Source organism: Streptomyces sp. NPDC048751 (assembly GCF_043198595.1).
Lineage (GTDB): Bacteria > Actinomycetota > Actinomycetes > Streptomycetales > Streptomycetaceae > Streptomyces.
Map to the genome: position 1 here is coordinate 700,135 of NZ_JBICUX010000001.1, position 19,275 is coordinate 719,409.

The 19,275-nt window shown below is 72.8% G+C and carries 18 protein-coding genes and 1 tRNA gene; 10 read left to right on the forward strand and 9 right to left on the reverse strand.

Features of this window, described 5'->3' with window-relative positions; genetic code table 11:
* The first annotated feature begins 124 nt into the window (after positions 1–124).
* Positions 125–892: a sulfite exporter TauE/SafE family protein gene (locus ACGFNV_RS03155; RefSeq protein ID WP_393618923.1), complete on the forward strand. Its 768-nt coding sequence runs from the start codon at positions 125–127 to the stop codon at positions 890–892.
* Here the strand turns inward: ACGFNV_RS03155 and ACGFNV_RS03160 are convergent.
* Complete coding sequence (locus tag ACGFNV_RS03160) at positions 881–1,684, reverse strand: HAD-IIA family hydrolase (RefSeq protein ID WP_393618925.1); 804 nt, start codon at positions 1,682–1,684, stop codon at positions 881–883. The genes ACGFNV_RS03155 and ACGFNV_RS03160 overlap by 12 nt on opposite strands.
* A 107-nt stretch (positions 1,685–1,791) precedes the next feature.
* Between ACGFNV_RS03160 and ACGFNV_RS03165 the strand changes: the two genes are divergently transcribed.
* Positions 1,792–2,538, forward strand: a complete 747-nt coding sequence (locus ACGFNV_RS03165) for a cobalt-precorrin-6A reductase (protein WP_393618926.1) — start codon at positions 1,792–1,794, stop codon at positions 2,536–2,538.
* Positions 2,539–2,650: 112 nt separating this feature from the next.
* On the opposite strand, the gene cobF is transcribed toward ACGFNV_RS03165, so the two are convergent.
* Both cobF and ACGFNV_RS03175 read right to left on the reverse strand, forming a co-directional pair.
* Positions 2,651–3,424 carry a precorrin-6A synthase (deacetylating) gene (gene cobF, locus ACGFNV_RS03170; RefSeq protein ID WP_393618928.1) on the reverse strand — a complete coding sequence of 258 codons (774 nt, stop codon included), beginning with the start codon at positions 3,422–3,424 and terminating at the stop codon, positions 2,651–2,653.
* Positions 3,425–3,494: 70 nt separating this feature from the next.
* Complete coding sequence (locus ACGFNV_RS03175) at positions 3,495–4,031, reverse strand: DUF309 domain-containing protein (protein WP_393618930.1); 537 nt, start codon at positions 4,029–4,031, stop codon at positions 3,495–3,497.
* Positions 4,032–4,131: 100 nt separating this feature from the next.
* Between ACGFNV_RS03175 and ACGFNV_RS03180 the strand changes: the two genes are divergently transcribed.
* Positions 4,132–4,205 (forward strand) — tRNA-Pro (locus ACGFNV_RS03180).
* A gap of 89 nt (positions 4,206–4,294) precedes the next feature.
* Here ACGFNV_RS03180 and ACGFNV_RS03185 read toward each other — a convergent pair.
* Both ACGFNV_RS03185 and ACGFNV_RS03190 read right to left on the reverse strand, forming a co-directional pair.
* Positions 4,295–5,365 carry a ferritin-like protein gene (locus tag ACGFNV_RS03185; protein ID WP_393618931.1) on the reverse strand — a complete coding sequence of 357 codons (1,071 nt, stop codon included), beginning with the start codon at positions 5,363–5,365 and terminating at the stop codon, positions 4,295–4,297.
* A gap of 213 nt (positions 5,366–5,578) precedes the next feature.
* Positions 5,579–7,312 carry a helix-turn-helix domain-containing protein gene (locus ACGFNV_RS03190; RefSeq protein WP_393618933.1) on the reverse strand — a complete coding sequence of 578 codons (1,734 nt, stop codon included), beginning with the start codon at positions 7,310–7,312 and terminating at the stop codon, positions 5,579–5,581.
* A 155-nt stretch (positions 7,313–7,467) separates the two neighbouring features.
* On the opposite strand from ACGFNV_RS03190, the gene ACGFNV_RS03195 reads away from it, so the two are divergent.
* The 4 genes from ACGFNV_RS03195 (at position 7,468) to ACGFNV_RS03210 (ending at position 12,164) form a co-directional block, all read left to right on the forward strand.
* A complete protein-coding gene (locus ACGFNV_RS03195) occupies positions 7,468–9,234 on the forward strand; it encodes an FAD-dependent oxidoreductase (RefSeq protein ID WP_393618935.1) in 1,767 nt (588 codons plus the stop codon).
* 18 nt (positions 9,235–9,252) lie between these two features.
* Positions 9,253–10,122: an intradiol ring-cleavage dioxygenase gene (locus tag ACGFNV_RS03200; RefSeq protein ID WP_393618937.1), complete on the forward strand. Its 870-nt coding sequence runs from the start codon at positions 9,253–9,255 to the stop codon at positions 10,120–10,122.
* A gap of 26 nt (positions 10,123–10,148) precedes the next feature.
* Entirely contained in the window at positions 10,149–11,186 is a 1,038-nt protein-coding gene (locus ACGFNV_RS03205; protein WP_393619992.1) for a maleylacetate reductase, read from the forward strand.
* Positions 11,187–11,252: 66 nt separating this feature from the next.
* Positions 11,253–12,164, forward strand: a complete 912-nt coding sequence (locus ACGFNV_RS03210) for a YceI family protein (RefSeq protein WP_393618939.1) — start codon at positions 11,253–11,255, stop codon at positions 12,162–12,164.
* A 12-nt stretch (positions 12,165–12,176) separates the two neighbouring features.
* Here ACGFNV_RS03210 and ACGFNV_RS03215 read toward each other — a convergent pair whose 3' ends face one another.
* Positions 12,177–12,950, reverse strand: a complete 774-nt coding sequence (locus tag ACGFNV_RS03215; RefSeq protein ID WP_393618940.1) for an enoyl-CoA hydratase — start codon at positions 12,948–12,950, stop codon at positions 12,177–12,179.
* Positions 12,951–13,013: 63 nt separating this feature from the next.
* Positions 13,014–13,421: a DUF6281 family protein gene (locus tag ACGFNV_RS03220; protein ID WP_393618942.1), complete on the reverse strand. Its 408-nt coding sequence runs from the start codon at positions 13,419–13,421 to the stop codon at positions 13,014–13,016.
* Between the two features lie 147 nt (positions 13,422–13,568).
* Here ACGFNV_RS03220 and ACGFNV_RS03225 point away from each other — a divergent pair, with 147 nt between their 5' ends.
* The 3 genes from ACGFNV_RS03225 to ACGFNV_RS03235 all read left to right on the forward strand — a co-directional run bounded on the left by ACGFNV_RS03225 (position 13,569) and on the right by ACGFNV_RS03235 (position 16,521).
* Entirely contained in the window at positions 13,569–14,471 is a 903-nt protein-coding gene (locus ACGFNV_RS03225; protein ID WP_393618944.1) for a hypothetical protein, read from the forward strand.
* A gap of 125 nt (positions 14,472–14,596) precedes the next feature.
* Positions 14,597–15,577, forward strand: a complete 981-nt coding sequence (locus ACGFNV_RS03230; protein ID WP_393618945.1) for an aldo/keto reductase — start codon at positions 14,597–14,599, stop codon at positions 15,575–15,577.
* A gap of 134 nt (positions 15,578–15,711) precedes the next feature.
* A complete protein-coding gene (locus ACGFNV_RS03235) occupies positions 15,712–16,521 on the forward strand; it encodes a DUF427 domain-containing protein (RefSeq protein ID WP_393618947.1) in 810 nt (269 codons plus the stop codon).
* A 16-nt stretch (positions 16,522–16,537) separates the two neighbouring features.
* Here the strand turns inward: ACGFNV_RS03235 and ACGFNV_RS03240 are convergent, their stop codons facing one another.
* Complete coding sequence (locus tag ACGFNV_RS03240) at positions 16,538–17,320, reverse strand: GntR family transcriptional regulator (RefSeq protein ID WP_393618949.1); 783 nt, start codon at positions 17,318–17,320, stop codon at positions 16,538–16,540.
* A gap of 35 nt (positions 17,321–17,355) precedes the next feature.
* A complete protein-coding gene (gene iolD / locus ACGFNV_RS03245; RefSeq protein ID WP_393618950.1) occupies positions 17,356–19,236 on the reverse strand; it encodes a 3D-(3,5/4)-trihydroxycyclohexane-1,2-dione acylhydrolase (decyclizing) in 1,881 nt (626 codons plus the stop codon).
* Positions 19,237–19,275: the final 39 nt, after the last annotated feature.

Sequence of the window (19,275 nt, forward strand, 5' to 3'; positions counted from 1 at the left end):
TTCAGGGCCGAAGCGGGGGTCTGGGGGCGGCAGCCCCCAGCGGGGCCCGCACCACAGCCGGGCAACCACCAGGCGAGACGGCGCTTACAACCCCCGCTCACCAGCGCTTAGCATCAGAACCCGCATGGACACGATCACGCACCTCACCCCCTGGAACTTCGCCGCCCTCGCCTGCGCAGCACTCCTCGTCGGCTTCGCCAAGACCGCCGTGAGCGGCGCCAACACCGTCAGCCTGGCGATCTTCGCGGCGGTCCTCCCCGCCCGTGCCTCCACCGGCGTCCTGCTGCCGATCCTGATCGCCGGTGACGTCCTGGCCGTCCTCACCTACCGTCGGCACGCCCACTGGCCCACGCTGTGGCGCCTGTTCCCGGCGGTCGCGGCCGGTGTGGTCGTCGGGGCGGTGTTCCTGATGTGGGCCGACGACGAGATCGTACGGACATCGATCGGTGCGATCCTGCTGCTGATGGCGGCGGTCACGGTGTGGCGGCGACGGACGGCCGACACCGAGGACGAGCCTGACTCGGTCAGCACCCGCACGGGCCGCGTCAAGGCCCGCTCCTACGGCGTCCTCGGCGGCTTCACCACGATGGTCGCCAACGCGGGCGGCCCGGTGATGTCGTTGTACCTGCTGTCGGCGGGCTTCCGGAAGCTCGGCTTCCTGGGCACGTCGGCGTTCTTCTTCCTGATCGTGAACATCTCCAAGGTGCCCTTCAGCGTCGGCCTCGGCCTGATCGACGGCCCCTCGCTGCTCCTGGACGCCGCGCTCGTCGCGTTCGTCGTCCCCGGGGCGCTGTTCGGCAAGTGGGCCGTGAACCGGATCAACCAGCGCCTGTTCGAGCAGTTGGTGATCGCGGCGACGGTGGTGGGCGGCGTACAACTGCTACTTCGCTAGCCCGAGCAACCCCGGCAGATCGGCGAACGAGTCGATGACGTGATCAGGCGTGCCGCTCGCCGCCCGGTGGGTTTCCGGCAGGTACTTGCCCGTCTTGACCAGCACCCCCGTGATCCCCGCCCGCTGCGCCGCCAGTACGTCGGACTCGATGTCGTCGCCCACCATCAGCGCCTCGTCCGCGCCGACCCCGAGATGCCCCAGCGCGGCGGCGAAGAACGCCGGCGACGGCTTCCCGGTGACCTCGGCCTCGACCCGCGCGGCCGCCTCCAGACCCGCCAGGAACGCGCCCGAGTCGAGCTGGAGTCCGGCGTCGGTACGCCAGTACAGGTTCCGGTGCATGGCCACCAACCGCGCACCCCGCTGGAGGTGCCCGAAGGCCCGGTTCAGCGCCTCGTAGCCGAACTCGGGCCCGGCACCGCCGAGGATGACGACGTCCACGTCACCAGCACTGTTGCCGTCGCTGTCGTCGACCACCGTGACCCCGGCCAGATCCTCCCCGATGTCACCGCCACTGTTCAGCAGCACGCAGCGTGCTCCCGGGGCCCGGTCGGCGAGGTGTGCGGCGGTCACGGCGGGCGCGGTGAGGATGTCGTCGGCGGTGACCGGGAACCCTGCCTCCTCCAGCGTGTCGGCGATCCACGCGCGCGTGCGGGACGTGGTGTTGGTGACCAGTACGACGGCGAGCCCGGCGTCCCGGATCTCGCGCAGCGCGTCGACCGCGCCCGGCAACGGCTGCCACGAGACCGTCAGCACGCCGTCGATGTCGATCAGTACGGCCCGCACCGCGTCCATGCCGGGACGATAACGCGGCGCCGGGCAGTCCGCAGGGCGCCCGCGCGGACCGCCGGGAACCCGCCCCGGATCCCCCGGCCGCCGTGACCCCTCGTACGCTCGACGCCATGTCCCCGCACGTCCTCGTCCTCGGCGGCACCACCGAGGCCCGCCGGCTCGCCGCCGAGCTGGCCGCGCGTCCCGGCGTACGGGTGACGACGTCGCTGGCCGGGCGGGTGTCACGGCCGGGCGCGCTGGAAGGGGACGTGCGCGTCGGCGGTTTCGGCGGGGCGGAGGGGCTGGCCGAGTGGTTGCGCGAGCACCGCGTGGACGCGCTGGTCGACGCCACGCACCCTTTCGCCGCCGGCATCACGGCGAACGCGGCACGGGCCGCGGCGGTGACAGGACTGCCGCTGCTGGTGCTGCGCCGACCGGGCTGGCAGCCGGGCCCCGGCGACCGCTGGCACTTCGTCGACTCCCTCACCGCGGCCGCGGAGCTGCTGCCGAGCGTCGGCCGCCGCGTCTTCCTCACCACGGGACGCCTGGGCCTCGCCGCCTTCGCCGGTCTCACCGACCTGCACTTCGTCGCCCGCTCCGTGGAACCCCCCGAACCACCCATGCCCCCGCACCTCGACGTACTCCTGGCCCGCGGCCCGTTCACCGTGGCCGACGAGTCGGCGCTGCTGCGGGAGCACCGCGTGGACGTGGTCGTGACGAAGGACAGCGGGGGAGAGGCGACCGCGGCAAAACTCACGGCGGCCCGGCACCAGGGCCTACCGGTCGTGGTCGTACGCCGCCCCCCGCTCCCGCCTGACGTGCCCGTGACCCCGGACGTGCCCGCGGCGCTGGCCCGGCTGGGGTTCAGCCCGGGATGAGGTCGGCGCGGGCCGGGTTCGGGTCACCAGGTCACGATCACACCGGTGGCGCGGCCCGCAGCGGGGCCGGTTCGTGACGGTGCCGAGCATGTGCCCGGTCCCGCCGCGCGACCTACGCGTCCTTCGGGTTCCGCCGCAGCAGATACGTATCCATGATCCACCCCTTGCGCTCACGCGCCTCCGCACGCAGCCGCTCGATGCGGGGCGCCGCCTCGGCGATCGGACCGGAGTCGAGGATCTCGTCCGGGGTGCCTATGTAGGCGCCCCAGTAGATGTCGATGTCCTGGTCGGCGTACTGCCGGAAGGTCTGGTGCGCGTCCAGCATCACGACGACGTCGTCCACCCCCTGCGGGAACCCCTCGGCCAGCCGCCGCCCCGTGGTGATCTGCACCGGGCGGGCCACCCGGTTCAGCCCCGTGCGGTGCCGGGCGACGAGCGCCGAGACACTGCTGATCCCGGGCACGACGTCGTACTCGAAGGCCACCGCGCCGCGCTCCAGCACCTCCTGGAGGATGCCGAGGGTGCTGTCGTACAGCGCGGGATCGCCCCACACCAGGAACGCCCCGCTCTCGTCCTCGCCCAGCTCCTCGGTGATCAGCCGCTCGTAGATGTCGGCGCGGGCACTGCGCCAGTCCCCGACGGCCGGCGAGTACGCGGCGCCGCCCGCCTTCCGGTCCCGCTCCGGGTCGCGCGCCTGCACCAGGCGGTACGTCCCCTGCGGTATGTGCGCGTCGAGCATGTCCCGGCGGAGCTGGGTGAGGTCGCTCTTCACCTCGCCCTTGTCCAGGACGAAGAACACGTCCGTGCCGCGCAGCGCCCGGACCGCCTGCAGGGTCAGCTGCTCGGGGTCGCCCGCCCCGATCCCGATGACATGAATCTTTCGCACGCCACGAGTCTGCCGTACGCCACTGACAACCCGTGCACCGCGTCCGTCCGCGCAGCCGAGGTACCTGCTCCTACGGCTCGCGCAGCCGGGGTGCCCGCTCCCGCGCGTCGACCGGCCGGCCGTCGTGCTCGACCGTCTCCGCCAGTTCCCGCGCCCAGGCGACCAGGCCCGCGAGATCCATGCCGTACGGCTGCCACCGCGCGCGGGCCGACGCCCACTCCTCCACGGCCCCCGCCCCGCGCCGCAGCAGCCGGACCCCGCCCGTGACGTTGCCGCGGGCCGTGTGCGTGAGCCCCACCGCGAGCTGGGCGAGCCCCCGCCACAGCGCCCGCTCCTCCTCGGGCCCCGACTTCCAGGCGTCCTCGAATACCTCGTGCGCGTGGAACGGCTTCCCCTCGTCCAACAGCGCCTGCGCCTCGGTGACACTCGCGTCCGGGGTCCGTACGACCCCCTCGGGCTGCCGGTCCACACCCGCCGCCCCGTACGGCAGCGGGCGCCCAAGACCGTCCCGCGGCCGCGCGTTGCGTGCCCGCCCCTCGCTGTCCCGGTCCCGCGCACCGACCCGCCGCGCCGGGGAGGCGCCGCCCGTCCGCCCTGTGTCGCTCATCCCTCGATTGTCCCGCGTCCCCTGCCCGCTTCGGCGCGGCGCCCGACGTGAGGTAAAGTGCTGTCCGCGCGATCACACGGGTCACCCCGGGTGCGCGCGACGGGACGTGGCGCAGCTTGGTAGCGCACTTGACTGGGGGTCAAGGGGTCGCAGGTTCAAATCCTGTCGTCCCGACTTGCGGAGACGCAGGGCGGAGGCTGTTTCGGAGGAATCCGAAGCAGCCTCTTCCGGTAGAACTCGCGATCACTGACGGGTACGCCGCCCTACGCGTCCACGTAGCGGAACTCCGGTCCGTAGTTCTTTCCGCCGTCCGGCTGCGCCGTGCCCATCAGGGCCACCGCCGGCTCCTCCAGGGCCCGCATTCTGCCCACGGCCTTGTTCAGCAGTGACGTCGCCTGGGCCGGCACGTCCTGCTGCCAGGCCTGTTCGATGAAGCGCAGCAGGGCGCTGTAGGCCCCGTTGACTTCGTCGAGACGGTCCAGCGTGTCCTGCCCGGGTGCCGAGGGGCCTTCGCGCGGCCAGCCACCGCTCGGCACGACCCCCATGGGCAGGGTGTGCGGCATCGGTATCTCGGGTCCGGCGAAGTCCCACTGGTCCGGGTTCTCGGAGACCTTCACGAATTCCCGGCCGCGGTGGATCTCACGGAAGGCGTAGTAGTGGGCGAGCTCACCGCTCTCGTTCGGGTGGGGGTTCTCGGGCGACGCCGAGGTGCCCTCGCCCTGTTCCATGACGACGGCGATCGCGGACTCGACGGCGCTGAGCGTGTCGAGTGCCGTGAGGCTGTTCCCCGCGCCCTGGGACGACATGTTCCTGATCACCTGCCGGGCACCGGTGATCAGTTCCGGATGGCTCCGGAAGGCCGCCAGGATCGCGGAGTAGAAGGCTCCGATCGACGTGTGCGCCTCCCTGTTCCGCACGAGCGGGTCCTCTGGTTCCTCGATGCGCGCGTACAGGTCCAGCGACTCCTTGGTCAGTCCGCTGAGGAAGACGGTGAGTCCGGGGCGCACGCCGCCCGGCAGGGGGCCCGGATACTTCGGCACGGTCCTGACGTCGGCGAGCCGGGGGACTCCGCCGATCGTGGTGAGCAGGTTGCACGCGATGCCCAGGTGCGACATCTCGTCGAAGACGATCGTCCGCAGTGCCTCGCGGACGCGTTCGTCCGGGCCGGCGTCGTCGATCGACCACATCCCGCACAAGTACGGCGGGAGGGTGGCCAGTTCCAGCAGGATCGCCTGCTGGAGCGCGTCCTTCAGCCAGTCGGCTCCGCGGAGCTCGGCGGGCTGGTCCATCAGTTCGACGATCCGGTTGCTCTCGTAGTCGACAAGGGTGGTCATGGTGTATCTCCGTCCGGACGCGTGCGCAGCGGTGGGGACACCGGAGGGGAGAGGAGGGGGCGCAACAGCCTTCCCGCAGGGGAGTTCGCGTGACCGGGCTGTGCGCTCGACGGCCCTCGACAGCCACTTTCAAGCCTACGTCAGGCAGGCGGCCCCGGCTCGCTGGGGTGTCCTCAGGACGACGCCGACCGGCAGGCGGCTGGTGTCGCGGCACTAGGTTCCGGCCCGGTATCCCCGCAGCTTGCGGTAGAGCGTGGCGCGGGCGATGCCCAGGGCCGCTGCCGCGTGGGTCTTGTTGCCGCCGTGGCGGCTGAGGGCCTCCAGGATGGCGGTGCGTTCGGCGTGCTCCATGGGGCTGAGATGCCGGCTCGCGGGTCCCTCGCGTACCGGGTCGGGGAGTTCGGCGCGCCGGACGGGCCCCGTCGCGCGTCGGTGCTCGGACAACGCGCGTACCAGGTGGGCGAGTTCGGTGACATTGCCGGGCCACGGGTGCTGCTCCAGCGCGCGCAGCGCGTCCAGGGTCCAGGTGAGCGGGGGGCACCCCGGGGTGGGCGCGGGGGCCAGGGCGGTGAGCAACTCCCTGATGTCCTCGGGGCGTTCGCGCAGCGCGGGGAGGGTGACCGAGCGGGCGGCCAGGGTGTCCAGGAGGCGTTGGAGGCAGGGGCCCGCGGGTGCTTCGGGAGTGAAGGTGAGCAGCAGGGGTGCGCCCGGAGGGGTGTCGAGCAGCGCGTTGAGGGTGGCCACGTCGGGCTGGGAGAGGCGTTCGGCGTGGCGGATGAGGAGGGGGCGACCGGCCGACAGTACATCCAGTACGGGGCCGAGTTCGCCTTCCGCCGCGTCCACCGTCAGCGGATCCGTGAGCAGTTCCCGTGCGAGCGTCGTCTTCCCGGTCCCGCGTTCGCCGATGAGGAGCAGCGGCTCGGGGGACCGGGCCAAGTCCGTCGCGCGGCCCACCGCGTGCCGCCAGGGCACCGATCGTCCGGCCAGTCGTACGGCGTCCGCGGCTGGGGACGCGGCGGCCGCGGGGCCCAGCGGCTCCAGTACGGCGACCACCGCGATGACAGAGCCGAGGTGCGCGACGGGTGTGACCGTCGCCGAGCACCCCGCGCCGTCGGGGAGTCGGATGCCGTACGAGGCCGGAGGCGCCGTGTCCCGCAGGAGTGCGACCGCGCTCCGCTCCAGCGCCTCCAGCCCCTCCGGTGACAGCAAGCGGCCCGCGGACTCGCTGACCAGCCGGTTGCGGCCGTCGACGGCGACGACCGCGTGCCCCTGGTCCCGCACAGCGCGCAAGTAGGCGTCCAGCAGCACCCGTTCCGGCGCCTGCGACCGCGCGAGGAGTTCCGCCTCGACGGCGCTCGCCGCGGCCTCGGCGAGCGAGGCACCCGGATGCGGCCGGTACTCGGGGCACAGCCCGGAGACCACCGTCACCGTGCCCAGCGTCCGGCCGGTCTCCGGCGCCCGCACCGGCACGCTCACGGCGGAGACGTCCTGCCACAGGTCGAGGAAGTGCTCGGGGCCGTGCACCTCGGCGCGGCGGTGGGTGTGCAGCGCGAGGGCCGCGCTGTTGTGGCCCACCAACTGCTCGGAGAGGTCGCGGCGGTAGGGGGCGTCCGGCGCGTACCCGGTCGCCCACAACACCCGCAGCCGTTCGTCGGTGAGGACGAGCGCCGTCCGCTCGGTGCCGAGGGAGGGGGCGATGCGTTCGAGTACGGGGCGGGCCGCGGTCAGCAGGGCGGACTCGGCCGGCCGCGCACAGGGCTCCGGTGGATCGGTCTCGTCGTGCCGTACGCCGAAGAAGCGGGCACGCTTCCATGCCGCGACGACGTCCTCCGGTACGTCGTCCGGCAGTTGGCGCCCCAGCAGGAACAGCTCCCGGGCCCTGCGCAGGGAGGCGAGCGCGGGGCGGGCGGAAGGATGCTCCGCTGTCGGTTGCTCTGTGGTGGTCACGGCTCGCTTACCGTACCGTGCGAGGTTGAACAAGTAACCAATGGGCCCCATGGGCGCCCCGCCCACTGTCTCGAATTGAGACACCCACGCTCCCGCACCGCCCTCCATGATCTTGGACGGCCGGTGCCCTGTCCTCATTCCCTGGAGCGTCTCCCGTGCACACCGTCGAGCCCGATGTCGTGACCGACGTACTGATCGTGGGCAGCGGCCCCGCGGGCGCCTCCGCCGCGCTCGCCCTGAGCACGTACGGCGTACCGAACATCGTCGTCACCCGCTACGCGAGCCTCGCCGACACGCCCCGGGCGCACATCACCAACCAGCGCACCATGGAGGTGCTGCGCGACCTCGGCGTCGAGGACGAGGTCGTCGCGAAGGCCACCCCGCAGCACCTGATGGGCAACACGACGTTCTGCACCAGCCTCGCGGGTGAGGAACTGGGGCGGGTCCGCTCCTGGGGCAACGACCCGCTCGTGCAGGCCGCGCACGAACTCGCCAGCCCCACCCGCATGTGCGACATGCCCCAGCACCTCATGGAGCCCGTGCTCGTCGACGCGGCGGTCGCGCGCGGCACCAACCTGCGCTTCAGCACGGTCTACAAGTCCTTCGTCCAGGACACCGACGGTGTGACCGTCACCGTCGAGGACCGGCTGCGCGGCGACACGTACACCATCCGCGCCAAGTACCTCATCGGCGCCGACGGCGGCCGCTCGCAGGTCGCCGAGGACGCGGGGCTGCCGATGGGCGGCCAGATGGGCGTGGCCGGCAGCATCAACATCGTCTTCGACGCGGATCTGAGCAGGTACACCGCCCATCGCCCCTCCACCCTGTACTGGGTGCTGGCGCCCGGCGCGACGGTGGGCGGCATCGGCGCCGGACTGGTCCGCTGCGTCCGGCCCTGGAACGAGTGGCTGATCGTCTGGGGATACGACGTCACCGCGGGCGCCCCCGACCTGACCACCGAGTACGCCGAGTCGATCGTCCGCCAACTGGTCGGCGACGACGAGATCCCGGTGACCATCAAGTCGTCCTCGGCCTGGACCGTCAACGAGATGTACGCCGAGACGTACGCGAGCGGCCGCGTGTTCTGCGCCGGGGACGCCACCCACCGCCACCCGCCGTCCAACGGACTCGGCTCCAACACATCCATCCAGGACGCCCACAACCTGGCCTGGAAGCTCAAGCTCGTCCTCGACGGCACGGCCTCCCCGAAACTGCTGGACTCCTACACCGCCGAGCGCGCCCCGATCGGCAGGCAGATCGTCACCCGCGCCAACAAGTCCATCGGCGAGACCGCCCCGATCTTCGAGGCGCTCGACGGGCTCTCCCCGCAGACCCCCGAGCAGCTGTGGGCCAACATCGCCGCCCGCAAGGAGGACACCGAGGCGGCACAGAAGCAGCGGGCGAGGCTGCGCGAGGCGATCGCGTTCAAGGTGTACGAGTTCAACGCGCACGGCGTCGACCTCAACCAGCGTTATTCCGCCGAAAGCTCTGCCGCCATCGTCCCCGACGGCACCCCCGACCCCGGTTTCGACCGCGACCCCGAGCTGTACCACCAGCCCACCTCCCGCCCCGGCGCCAAGCTCCCGCACGCCTGGATCACCTCGGGCACGCGCACCCTGTCCACGCTCGACACCGTCGGACGGGGCCGCTTCACCCTGGTGACCGGCATCGGCGGGGCGGACTGGCTGCGGGCGGCCGCCGCCCAGGACGTGGAGATCGCCGCCGTCGTCATCGGACCCGGCCAGGAGTACGAGGACCCCTACGGCGACTGGGCGCGGCTCAGCGAGGTGGCCGACGGGGGCGCCCTGCTGGTCAGGCCGGACGGGTACGTCGCCTTCCGGCACGCCACGGCGGCCGCCTCCGGCGAGGACGCGGAGCGCTTGCTGACCGGCGCGCTGCGACGGATCCTCGGACATGGCTGACGGGAAGGACCCCCGGACATGAGCACCGAATTCACCACCCGCGTCACCGACGCGGTCGTCGACAGCCTCGACGGCACGGCCGACCCCCGGCTGCGCGAGCTGCTCACCGCCCTCACCCGCCACCTCCACGCCTTCGTCCGGGAGACCGAGCCGACCATGGCGGAGTGGGAGAGAGCCGTCGACTTCCTGACGGCGACCGGGCAGACCTGCACGGACACCCGGCAGGAGTTCGTCCTGCTGTCCGACGTGCTCGGTGTCTCGATGCTCGTGGAGACCATCAACAGCGACGGCAAGGGTGGTGTGACGGAGTCGACGGTGCTCGGCCCCTTCCACATGACCGAGTCCCCGGTCCGCGCGCTCGGCGCGAACATCGACCTGGTCGGCGGCGGCGAGCCGTGCGTGATCAGCGGGCGCGTGCTGTCCCGGGACGGCACCCCGCTGCCCGGCGCCGTCCTGGACGTCTGGCAGGCGAACGCCGAGGGGTACTACGACGTGCAGCAGCCGCAGGTCCAGCCGCCGGGCAACGGGCGGGGCCTGTTCACGGCCGACGCCGAGGGCCGCTTCTGGTTCCGCACCTGTGTGCCGAGCCCGTACCCGATCCCCACGGACGGCCCCGTCGGGGACCTCCTCCGGGCGACCGGCCGACACCCCTACCGGCCCGCCCACATCCACTTCATCGCCTCGGCCGAAGGGCATGTGCCGGTCACCACGCACATCTTCGTGGCGGGCAGCGACCACCTCGACTCCGACGCGGTGTTCGCGGTCAAGGAGAGCCTCGTGCAGGACTTCGCCGAGACCGACGATCCGGCCCTGGCACGGGAGTTCGGCGTCCCGACCCCGTTCCGGCACGGGCGCTTCGACCTCGTACTGAACCCGGAGCGGCCGTGAGGGAGTTCGTGCACGAGTCCCCGCCCATGCGGGTCGTCCTGCGGCCCGGGGCATCCGTCACCGCCGTGCCGGGCGAGGCCGAACGGCTCGGCCTGCGACGGCTGTTGGTGGTCTGCGGGCCGCGGGGCGCGGAGACGGCCCGGGCCGTCGCGACGGCGCTGGGCGACGCCTGCGCCGGCCTGCACGCCGAGGCTCGTATGCATGTGCCGGTCGAGGTCGCCGACCGGGCCGTCGAGGTGGCGCGGGCCGCGGGCGCCGACGGCTGTGTGGCCGTCGGCGGCGGCTCCGCGATCGGCCTCGGCAAGGCGATCGCGCTGCGCACCGGTCTTCCGCTGGTCGCCGTGCCGACGACGTACGCCGGTTCGGAGATGACCCCCGTCTGGGGCCTCACCGAGCACGGGGCCAAGCGCACCGGCCGCGACCCCTCGGTCCTGCCGCGCAGCGTCGTCTACGACCCCGAGCTCACCCTGTCGCTGCCGGTCGCCCTGTCCGTGACCAGCGGCATCAACGCCGTCGCGCACGCGGCCGAGGCCCTGTACGCGCCGGACGCCTCGCCGCTGCTGGCACTGACGGCCGAGGAGGGCGTACGCGCCATGGCGGGTGCCCTGCCCGGTCTCGCGGCCGATCCCCGGGACGTGGACGCCCGCAGCGGCGCGCTCTACGGGGCCTGGCTCTGCGGTGCCGCGCTCGGCGCGACCACCATGGGCCTGCACCACAAGCTGTGCCACGTCCTCGGCGGCACCTTCGGCCTGCCGCACGCCGAGACCCACACGGTCGTCCTGCCGTACGTCCTCGCCCACAACGCGCCCGCCGCGCCCGCGGCCCTCACCGCGCTCGGCCGGGCCCTGGACACCGACGACGCCCCGTACGCCCTGTGGGAGCTGTCCGGCCGCCTGGGTGCGCCCCGCTCGCTGGCGGAACTGGGCCTGAAGGAAGCTGACCTGGCCGTGGCTGCGGACGCGGCGACCGGGCAGGCGTACCCCAACCCGCGGGAGGTCACCGCGGAGGGCGTACGGGCCGTGCTGCGCGCGGCGTACGAGGGCGGTCGGCCTCCGGTGACGTAATGAACCCCTCCGGCGACGCGCTGGAACCACCAGAACCACCAGAAGTACCAAGGAAAGGTGAACCCCATGCCCCTCGGACTGCTCCGGCGGCGACTCCAGCGTGCCACCGGAGGCGCCGCGGGCCCCACGTTCCCGGTCCCGGCCGGAGCGGGCGTGATCGTCCGCGAGGTCCTGGACCCCGTGAACCAGCCCATGGGCGGGGCCGACGTGACGGTGACGGAGCTGCGCAGCCACCAGGTCGCGGCACGTGGCGCCACGGACCCGTACGGCTTCTTCACGGCCGTGCTGCCGCCGGGGAACTACAGCGTGCTGATCGCGGCCGAGGGGCTCGAACCGCACCGCGAGAGCGTGGAGGTCCACGCTGACACCGGGCCGGCCCAGGAACGCGTGTGGCTCCAGTCGGCCCGGGCGCTCGAACTCCCGGTCCCCGGCACCTGGCTCTTCGACCCGCCCCACACGGCCATCCGCTTCATCGCCAAGCACGTCGGCATGGCCCATGTGCACGGCCGCTTCGAACGCTTCGAGGGCGGCCTCCAGGTCGCCCAGGACATGTCCCAGTCCCGCGTCCACGTGCGCATCGACGCGTCGAGCATCAACACGGGCAACAACACCCGGGACACACACCTGCGTTCCGCCGACTTCCTCGACGTCGACCGCTTCCCGTATATCGACTTCGTTGGCAACCGGTTCGCCTACCGGGGCGGCAGCAAGTGGACGCTGCTGGGCAGTCTGACCATGCACGGGGTGAGCCGGTCGGTGTCGCTGGACACGACGTACCTGGGCACGGTCAACGGCGGTTACGGCGAGGAGCTGCGCTGTGCGGCCCTGGCCAAGGCGGAGCTGCACCGCGAGGACTACACCCTCAACTGGCGCACGATGCTGGCGCGCGGCATCGCGGTGGTCGGCCCGACGGTGCAACTGGAGCTGGACGTCCAGGCGATGTACCGCACGCACGACACGCCGACGCCGCCGGAGTAGAGACGTACGGCGTCAGCGTCGGCCGCGGGCCCTTTCGATCGCCTCCCTGAACGCCGGCTGGTGCAGCGAGCGCACCTGGCGTTCGAACTCCGTGTCGATCACCCGGGTGACGTCGGGTTCGGCGCCGCTCTCCAGCAGGGTCTGCTTGATCGTGCGCAGCAGGGCCGGGTCGGTGCTGGCGGCTCGTGCGGCGAGGGCGACCGCCTCCTCGACCAGGTCGGTGCCGGGCACACAGCGCAGGGCCAGCCCGGTGTCGGCGGCCTCCGGTCCCCTGACGGGCTGGGAGAGCAGCAGCATGGCGGTGGCCCGCTGGTGGCCCACCGCGCGGGTGAGCATCCAGGTGTGGCCGCCGCCCGGGTGCAGCCCGAGCCGGGCGAACCGGCAGTCGAACAGGGCCTCTTCGGCGGCGAGCCGGATGTCGCAGGCGAGCGCGAGATTGAAACCGGCCCCGACCGCCGGGCCGTTGACCGCGGCGATCGTCGGCAGCCGGCACGAGGCGACCGCCAGGAAACCGGCGTACACCTCCCGCAGCCGGTGTTCCTCGCCCTCCGCGGCGGCCAGCAGGTTGTCCAGCTCCGCGCCCGCGCAGAAGGCCGGGCCCGCGCCCGTGAGCACGATCGCGCTCACCGTGTCGTCCCGCTCGCACGCCTCGACGGCGTCGACCAGGTCCCGCACCATGCGCGGCGACAGCACGTTGCGGCGGTCGGGGTCGTCCAGGCGGAGCACCGCCACGGTGTCCCGGGTCTCCCGGTGGACGAGCGGCCGGGAGGGCTGCGGCTCGGGCATGGTGTGCCTTTCTCTCGCGTGGGCGTGCGTGACGAGATCATGCCTCGTCGGCCTTTCCGAATGTCAGGAGCCGTCGATCAGTTCCCGGACCTCGGGAGGCAGCGTCCGGCCGGAGTCGGCGACGAGGAAGAGCGTGTCGTCGGGTGTGTTCCCCACGGCTATGGCGACGGACGGGTCGAGGCCCCGCACGGCGTAGGCGGTCGAGGACTGGACGGAGGCGCCGTCGTCGTCGTTCGGGGTGTCGTCGCAGGGCGGCGACGTGACGGTGCCGAGCTTCTCCCCGATCTCGTAGTCGACGTTGGCCACGTCGCCGTAGGTGCGGCCCTCGTAGATCATGCGATAGGCGCAGGACCCCGCGCTCTCACCACCGCCGTCCAGGACGGCGCAGGCGGCGGCGGACGCCACGACGGCCCCGGCGAGCACCATCCGCACCGCTCGTCGGCGCCCGGTCGCGCACTTGTTCCCCATCATCGGCTGCTGCCTCCCTCTCGTCGTGGTCACGGGCGTGCTGACCTACGACGCGGCGGACGCCGTGTTCGTTCGAACGCCGGGCGGGGTTCGTGCGTCACAGGAGCGGCACGGCACCGAGCCCGTGTCACGCCCGTCCCTGGGGGACCCATGCGCACGTACCTCGCCCGCACCGTCCAGTTGATCGTCGCCGTCGCCCTGTTCGCCGCGGGCACCGGTTGCGGCAGTGAGAAGAAGACCGCCGACGGCCACAACGCCCGGGATCGGGCCGTCGAGCAGGACCCGAAAGCGGCGGCACGCGCCCGCCAGGTCGCCGACGCCTGGGACGGCTCCGAGGCCGCCGAGGCGTGGCGCAAGGGCTACTTCCCGATGGGGGACGCGGTCCAACTGCCCGAGAACGCCTTCCGCAGCAAGGCCGACAAGACGGCGTACGCGACACAGAACTTCGTCCTGCGCGGCTCCCTGCCCGCCACCCCGCGCAAGAACGGGCAGGTGCGGTGGGAGACAGGAGGGTCGCTGACGCTGCCGCTGATGGGGGCGCGGAAGGCGTACGAGAGCGTGGCCCGCGGCCGCAACGACGGGCCGCACCTCACCGTGACCGGCGCGAAACTCGGCGAGACGACCGTGGCGACCAACCGGGGCCCGGCCACCGTCCCGGCGTGGCTGTTCACCCTGGAGGGCTACGACACCCCGCTCAAGCGGGTCGCCCTGAGCCCGTCGAAGGCGCCCCGGTCGCCGATCCGGCCGGTCGCGGAGACCCACGACCTCGAACTGTGGCCGCTGCACGGGCTGGTCCGGGTGGCCGGGAAGGGCGGCCGGTCGGTCACGGTCATGGCCGAGCACGGGGCCTGCGACGACGGCCCCGCCGTGCACCTGCTGGAGACGGCCGGCAGTGTGGTGCTGTCCGCCTCGATCGTCGGCACCGATGACGGCCTCTGCACCGCTGAGGCGATCGGCGAGGAGGTGACGGTGACACTGAAGCGGCCGCTCGGCGACCGTGTCCTCCTCGACGCCTGCACGGGACGGCCGGTGCTGTACGGGCGGCGGTTCTGAAGGCGGGCCCCGTGTCGGCCCGCCGCGCGGCGACCGTGCCCGCGTGGGTTCTTGACTTCGTGCGCACTTCAAGCTGAAGACTCCCCATCGAGCCGGGAAGACCGGCCCGAAGGGGAGGACCCACCATGAAGTACCGCACCATCGGCACCGATCCGGCGACCCGCCGCGAGGTGAGCGTGCTCGCGCTCGGCGCGATGCTGTTCGGCTCGCAGACCGACGAGAAGACCTCGTTCGCCGTCCTCGACCGCTACGTGGAGGCGGGCGGCACCTTCATCGACACGTCCGACAACTACGCGTTCTGGGTGGACGGCGGGCAGGGCGGGCAGAGCGAGGAACTGCTCGGCCGGTGGCGGCGCAGCCGCGGGATCGGCGACGAGATCGTCATCGCCACCAAGCTCGGCGCCCGGCCCCTGGCCCCCGGCACCAGCTTCGCCGACAACCCCGAGGGACTGTCGGCGAAGGTGATCCGCGAGGCGGCCGAGCGCAGTCGCGAGCGCCTCGGCGTGGAGAAGCTGGACGTGCTGTACGCGCACATCGAGGACCGCACCGTCTCCCTCCAGGAGACCGTCGAGGGCTTCGCCGCCCTGGTGGAGGAGGGCACGGTCGGTCTGCTCGGCGTCAGCAACCACGCCGTCTGGCGCGTGGAGCGGGCCCGCGCCCTCGCGGCGGCGGCCGGCCTGCCCGGCTACGAGGTGCTCCAGTACCAGCACAGCCACCTGCGCCCCCGTACCGACGTGCCCAGCGATCTCTTCCCGGACGGCAGCCTCGGCGAGGCGGGCGCGGAACTGCTGAGCTATCTGCGCGCCGAACCGGGGCTGACCCTGGTCGCCTACTCGCCGCTGCTCAAGGGCGCGTACGCCGGCAAGCCGCTGCCGTCCGACTACGACCACCCTGGCACCCCGGTCCGGCTCGCCGCGCTGCGTCAGGTGGCCCGCGAGACCGGCGCGACGGTCAATCAGGTGGTCCTCGCCTGGCAGCTGGGCGGCGACCTGCCCCTCGTCCCGCTGGTCGGGGCGTCGTCGGTGGCGCAGCTGGAGGAGAACCTGGCCGCCGTCGATGTGGAACTGACGGAGGATCAGCGCACCCGGCTGGACGCGGCGCACTGAGCCGACGGGCCTGACGAGGCCGGTGCCGGGGCACGGGAGGCGGGGGAGTGGCAGGGTGGAGGAGTAACGAGGAGCGCCCGTGCCCTGGGGCGTGTCCGCACGGTTCTCCCGTCGCCCCGGAAGGAGCACCGGCCATGACCGCACACCCCGCCGCCCGATCCCTGCGCACCACCCCGGAGGGCCTCCTGTGGGAACCCAGCGACCGCTGGGTGCGAGGACGCAAGGGCGACGTCACCGTCGTCGACAGCAGGCACCCGCTCCTCGTGTGGGAGCCGGCCCTGCCCGTACCGCAGTACGCCTTCCCCCGCGAGGACGTCCGCACGGACCTGCTGCGCCCGGCGAGGCAGCCCAGGCCCGGCACCCACACCGGCTCCACCGTCTTCTACGACCTCGAGGCCGACGGCGAGACCGTGCGGAACGCGGCCTGGACGTTCCCCGCCGACGACCTGGCCGGTCACATCGCCTTCGAGTGGTTCCGGCGCAGGTCCCTCGACCACTGGTACGAGGAAGAGGAGGAGATCTTCATCCACCCCCGGGACCCGTACAAGCGGGTCGACGCGCTGCCGAGCACCCGGCACGTGCGGGTGGAGATAGACGGCACGGTCGTCGCCGACACGCACCGCCCCGTGCTGCTGTTCGAGACGTCCCTGCCCACCCGCTACTACATTCCCCGCGAGGACGTCCGCCTCGACCTGTTCGAACCCACCGACCACAGCACCGGCTGCCCGTACAAGGGCACCGCCCAGTACTGGTCCTGGCGCGGCGGGGTGGACGTCCCGCCCAACGTCGTGTGGAGCTACCCGGACCCGCTGCCCGCGACCACCGCCATCCAGGGGCGGCTCGCCTTCTACAACGAGGTCGTCGACATCGTCGTGGACGGCGAACGCCAGGAACGCCCGGACACTCCGTTCAGCGCGATGCTCAGGGTGCGCCCGGCGTCCTGAGGGTGGCCGGCCGACATCAGGTCCGCACCAGCAGCTGGAAGTCGAACGCGTACCGCGAGGCCCGGTAGACGTGCTGCCCGTACTCCACCGCCCGCCCGGTGTCGTCGTACGCCGTGCGCTGCATGGTGAGCAGTGCCGAGCCCTCCGTCTCGTCGAGGAGGGCCGCCTCCTCGGCGTTCGCGCTGCGGGCTCCGATGGTCTGGCGGGCGCTGTGCAGGCTGATGCCGGCGGAACGCAGCATCGCGTAGAGCCCGGTCGACTCCAGCCGGTCGGTTGGCAGGTCGAGGAGGGCGGCCGGCAGGTGGTTGCTCAGGAACGCCACCGGCTGGCCGTGCGTGCGCCGCAACCGCTCCAGGACGACGACCTCGGCGCCCTCCGCGATACCGAGGGCGGCGGCCACCTCGGCGGTGGCCGACCCGGTCTCGTTGCGCAGCACGTGCGTGGTGGGCCCTTGCCCGGCCGCCGCCAGGTCGTCGAAGAGGCTGCTGAGCTCCAGGGGGCGTTTGACCTGGCTGTGCACCACCTGCGTGCCCACCCCGCGGCGGCGGACCAGCAGGCCCTTGTCGACCAGGTTCTGGATCGCCTGGCGGACCGTGGGCCTGGACAGGCCGAGCCGTACCGAGAGGTCGATCTCGTTGCCCAGGAGGTTGCCCGGGGCGAGGGCGCCGTGTTCGATCGCCGACTCCAGCTGCTGGGCGAGCTGGTAGTACAGCGGCACCGGACTGCCCCGGTCCAGGGCGAAGGGCACGGAGTCCAGCGCGGAACCTGTCACGGCACGGGAACGGTCGCCTGCCGCCACGGGGACACCTCCTCGGGGTCGTCGGGGCACTGCGGTCACAGGTGCCTGCGGCGGCCGGCGACCTCGTGGTCGTATCTCTCGCGGGCCTCGACGGCGGCCGCGCGGGAGGCGGTCTCCGCGACCGGTACGTCCCACCAGGCCTCGGCGGGAGGAGCGGTGGGCGTGGGGCCATCGACATCCGTCTCGACGTACACGCAGGTCGGCCGGTCGGAGGCGCGGGCCGCCGTCAGTGCCGCGCGCAGCTCGCCCACGGTCTTGGCGCGCAGCACCTCCATGCCGAGGCTGGCCGCGTTGGCGGCGAGGTCGACGGGGAGCGGGGCGCCGGTGAAGGTGCCGTCAGCGGCGCGGTGGCGGTAGGCGGTGCCGAAACGCTCGCCGCCCACCGACTCCGACAGACCGCCGATGGACGCGTAGCCGTGGTTCTGGACCAGGACCAGGTTGATCGGCAGGCCCTCCTGGACGGCGGTGACGATCTCGGTCGGCATCATCAGGTACGTGCCGTCACCGACCAGCGCCCACACCGGCGTGCCGGGCGCGGCCTGCTGGACGCCGATCGCGGCGGGGATCTCGTAGCCCATGCAGGAGTAGCCGTACTCCAGGTGGTACTGGCGCGGCGAGCGGGCCCGCCACAGTTTGTGCAGGTCGCCGGGGAGCGAGCCGGCCGCGTTGATGATCACGTCGTCCTCGCCCACGACGGCGTCGAGGGCGCCGAGCAGCTGGGTCTGGGTGGGCACGGCGTGCTCGTCGTCGGCGCGGTACGCGGCCCCCACGATCTGCTCCCAGCGCTCCTTGCCGGCCCGGTACTCGGCCTCGTAGGCGGGGTCGACACGGTGGCCGTCCAGCGCTTCCAGCAGCTTTTCGAGCCCTGCCCTCGCGTCGCAGACCAGCGTGCGCGCGGCCAGCTTGTGCGCGTCGAACCCGGTGATGTTCAGGTTGAGGAAGCGCACGTCCGGATGCTGGAAGAGCGTGCCGGAGGCGGTGGTGAAGTCCGAGTAGCGGGTGCCGACGCCGACGACCAGGTCGGCGGTGCGGGCGAGGTCGTCGGCGACGGCCGTGCCGGTGTGGCCGATGCCGCCCAGGTCGGCCGGGTGGTCGTGGCGCAGGGCGCCCTTGCCGGCCTGGGTGACGGCCACGGGGACGCCGGTGGCGTCGACGAACGCCCGCAGCGCCTCCTCGGCGCGGCTGTGGTGGACCCCGCCGCCCGCGACGAGCAACGGGCGCCGGGCGGCGCGGATCGCCCGGACGGCCTCGGCGAGCTCGACCGGGTCCGGGACGGGCCGCCGTACGCGCCACACGCGCTCGGCGAAGAACTCCTCCGGCCAGTCGTACGCCTCGGCCTGCACGTCCTGCGGCAGCGCGAGGGTGACGGCGCCGGTCTCGGCGGGGTCGGCGAGGACCCGCATGGCCTGGAGGGCGGCCGGGATCAGCGCCTCGGGGCGGTTGATCCGGTCGAAGTACCTCGACACCGGGCGCAGGGTGTCGTTGACCGACACGTCGGCCTCCGTCGGGTGCTCCAGCTGCTGGAGCAGCGGGTCGGCGGGGCGCGTGGCGAAGTAGTCGCCGGGCAGGAGCAGCACCGGGAGGCGGTTGACCGTCGCGAGGGCGGCGCCGGTGACGAGGTTGGTGGCGCCGGGCCCGATGGACGTGGTGACCGCCTGCGCGGACAGGCGGTCCAGGTGCCGGGCGTGGCCGACGGCCGCGTGCACCATCGCCTGCTCGTTGCGGCCCTGGTGGTACGGCATGACGTCCGCGTACTCGACGAGTGCCTGGCCGATCCCGGCGACGTTGCCGTGGCCGAAGATGCCCCAGGTCCCGGCGATCAGCCGGTGCCGCTCGCCGTCCCGCTCGGTGTACTGGACGGACAGGAAGCGCACCAGCGCCTGGGCGACGGTCAGGCGGATGGTCGGCCGGCTCATGGGATGCCTCTCGGAGTGTGGGTGCGGGGGGCGGGGGCC

What these genes read in the sequence shown, in the direction of transcription:
- ACGFNV_RS03175 (WP_393618930.1), bottom strand. Translation starts at nt 4,031, where the DNA reads ATGAGCGACACAGGGCGGACGGGCGGCGCCTCCCCGGCGCGGCGGGTC.
- ACGFNV_RS03200 (WP_393618937.1), top strand. Translation starts at nt 9,253, where the DNA reads ATGAGCACCGAATTCACCACCCGCGTCACCGACGCGGTCGTCGACAGC.
- ACGFNV_RS03215 (WP_393618940.1), bottom strand. Translation starts at nt 12,950, where the DNA reads ATGCCCGAGCCGCAGCCCTCCCGGCCGCTCGTCCACCGGGAGACCCGG.
- ACGFNV_RS03185 (WP_393618931.1), bottom strand. Translation starts at nt 5,365, where the DNA reads ATGACCACCCTTGTCGACTACGAGAGCAACCGGATCGTCGAACTGATG.
- ACGFNV_RS03165 (WP_393618926.1), top strand. Translation starts at nt 1,792, where the DNA reads ATGTCCCCGCACGTCCTCGTCCTCGGCGGCACCACCGAGGCCCGCCGG.
- ACGFNV_RS03205 (WP_393619992.1), top strand. Translation starts at nt 10,149, where the DNA reads ATGCGGGTCGTCCTGCGGCCCGGGGCATCCGTCACCGCCGTGCCGGGC.
- ACGFNV_RS03235 (WP_393618947.1), top strand. Translation starts at nt 15,712, where the DNA reads ATGACCGCACACCCCGCCGCCCGATCCCTGCGCACCACCCCGGAGGGC.
- ACGFNV_RS03225 (WP_393618944.1), top strand. Translation starts at nt 13,569, where the DNA reads ATGCGCACGTACCTCGCCCGCACCGTCCAGTTGATCGTCGCCGTCGCC.
- ACGFNV_RS03155 (WP_393618923.1), top strand. Translation starts at nt 125, where the DNA reads ATGGACACGATCACGCACCTCACCCCCTGGAACTTCGCCGCCCTCGCC.
- iolD (WP_393618950.1), bottom strand. Translation starts at nt 19,236, where the DNA reads ATGAGCCGGCCGACCATCCGCCTGACCGTCGCCCAGGCGCTGGTGCGC.
- ACGFNV_RS03230 (WP_393618945.1), top strand. Translation starts at nt 14,597, where the DNA reads ATGAAGTACCGCACCATCGGCACCGATCCGGCGACCCGCCGCGAGGTG.
- ACGFNV_RS03160 (WP_393618925.1), bottom strand. Translation starts at nt 1,684, where the DNA reads ATGGACGCGGTGCGGGCCGTACTGATCGACATCGACGGCGTGCTGACG.
- ACGFNV_RS03210 (WP_393618939.1), top strand. Translation starts at nt 11,253, where the DNA reads ATGCCCCTCGGACTGCTCCGGCGGCGACTCCAGCGTGCCACCGGAGGC.
- ACGFNV_RS03220 (WP_393618942.1), bottom strand. Translation starts at nt 13,421, where the DNA reads ATGATGGGGAACAAGTGCGCGACCGGGCGCCGACGAGCGGTGCGGATG.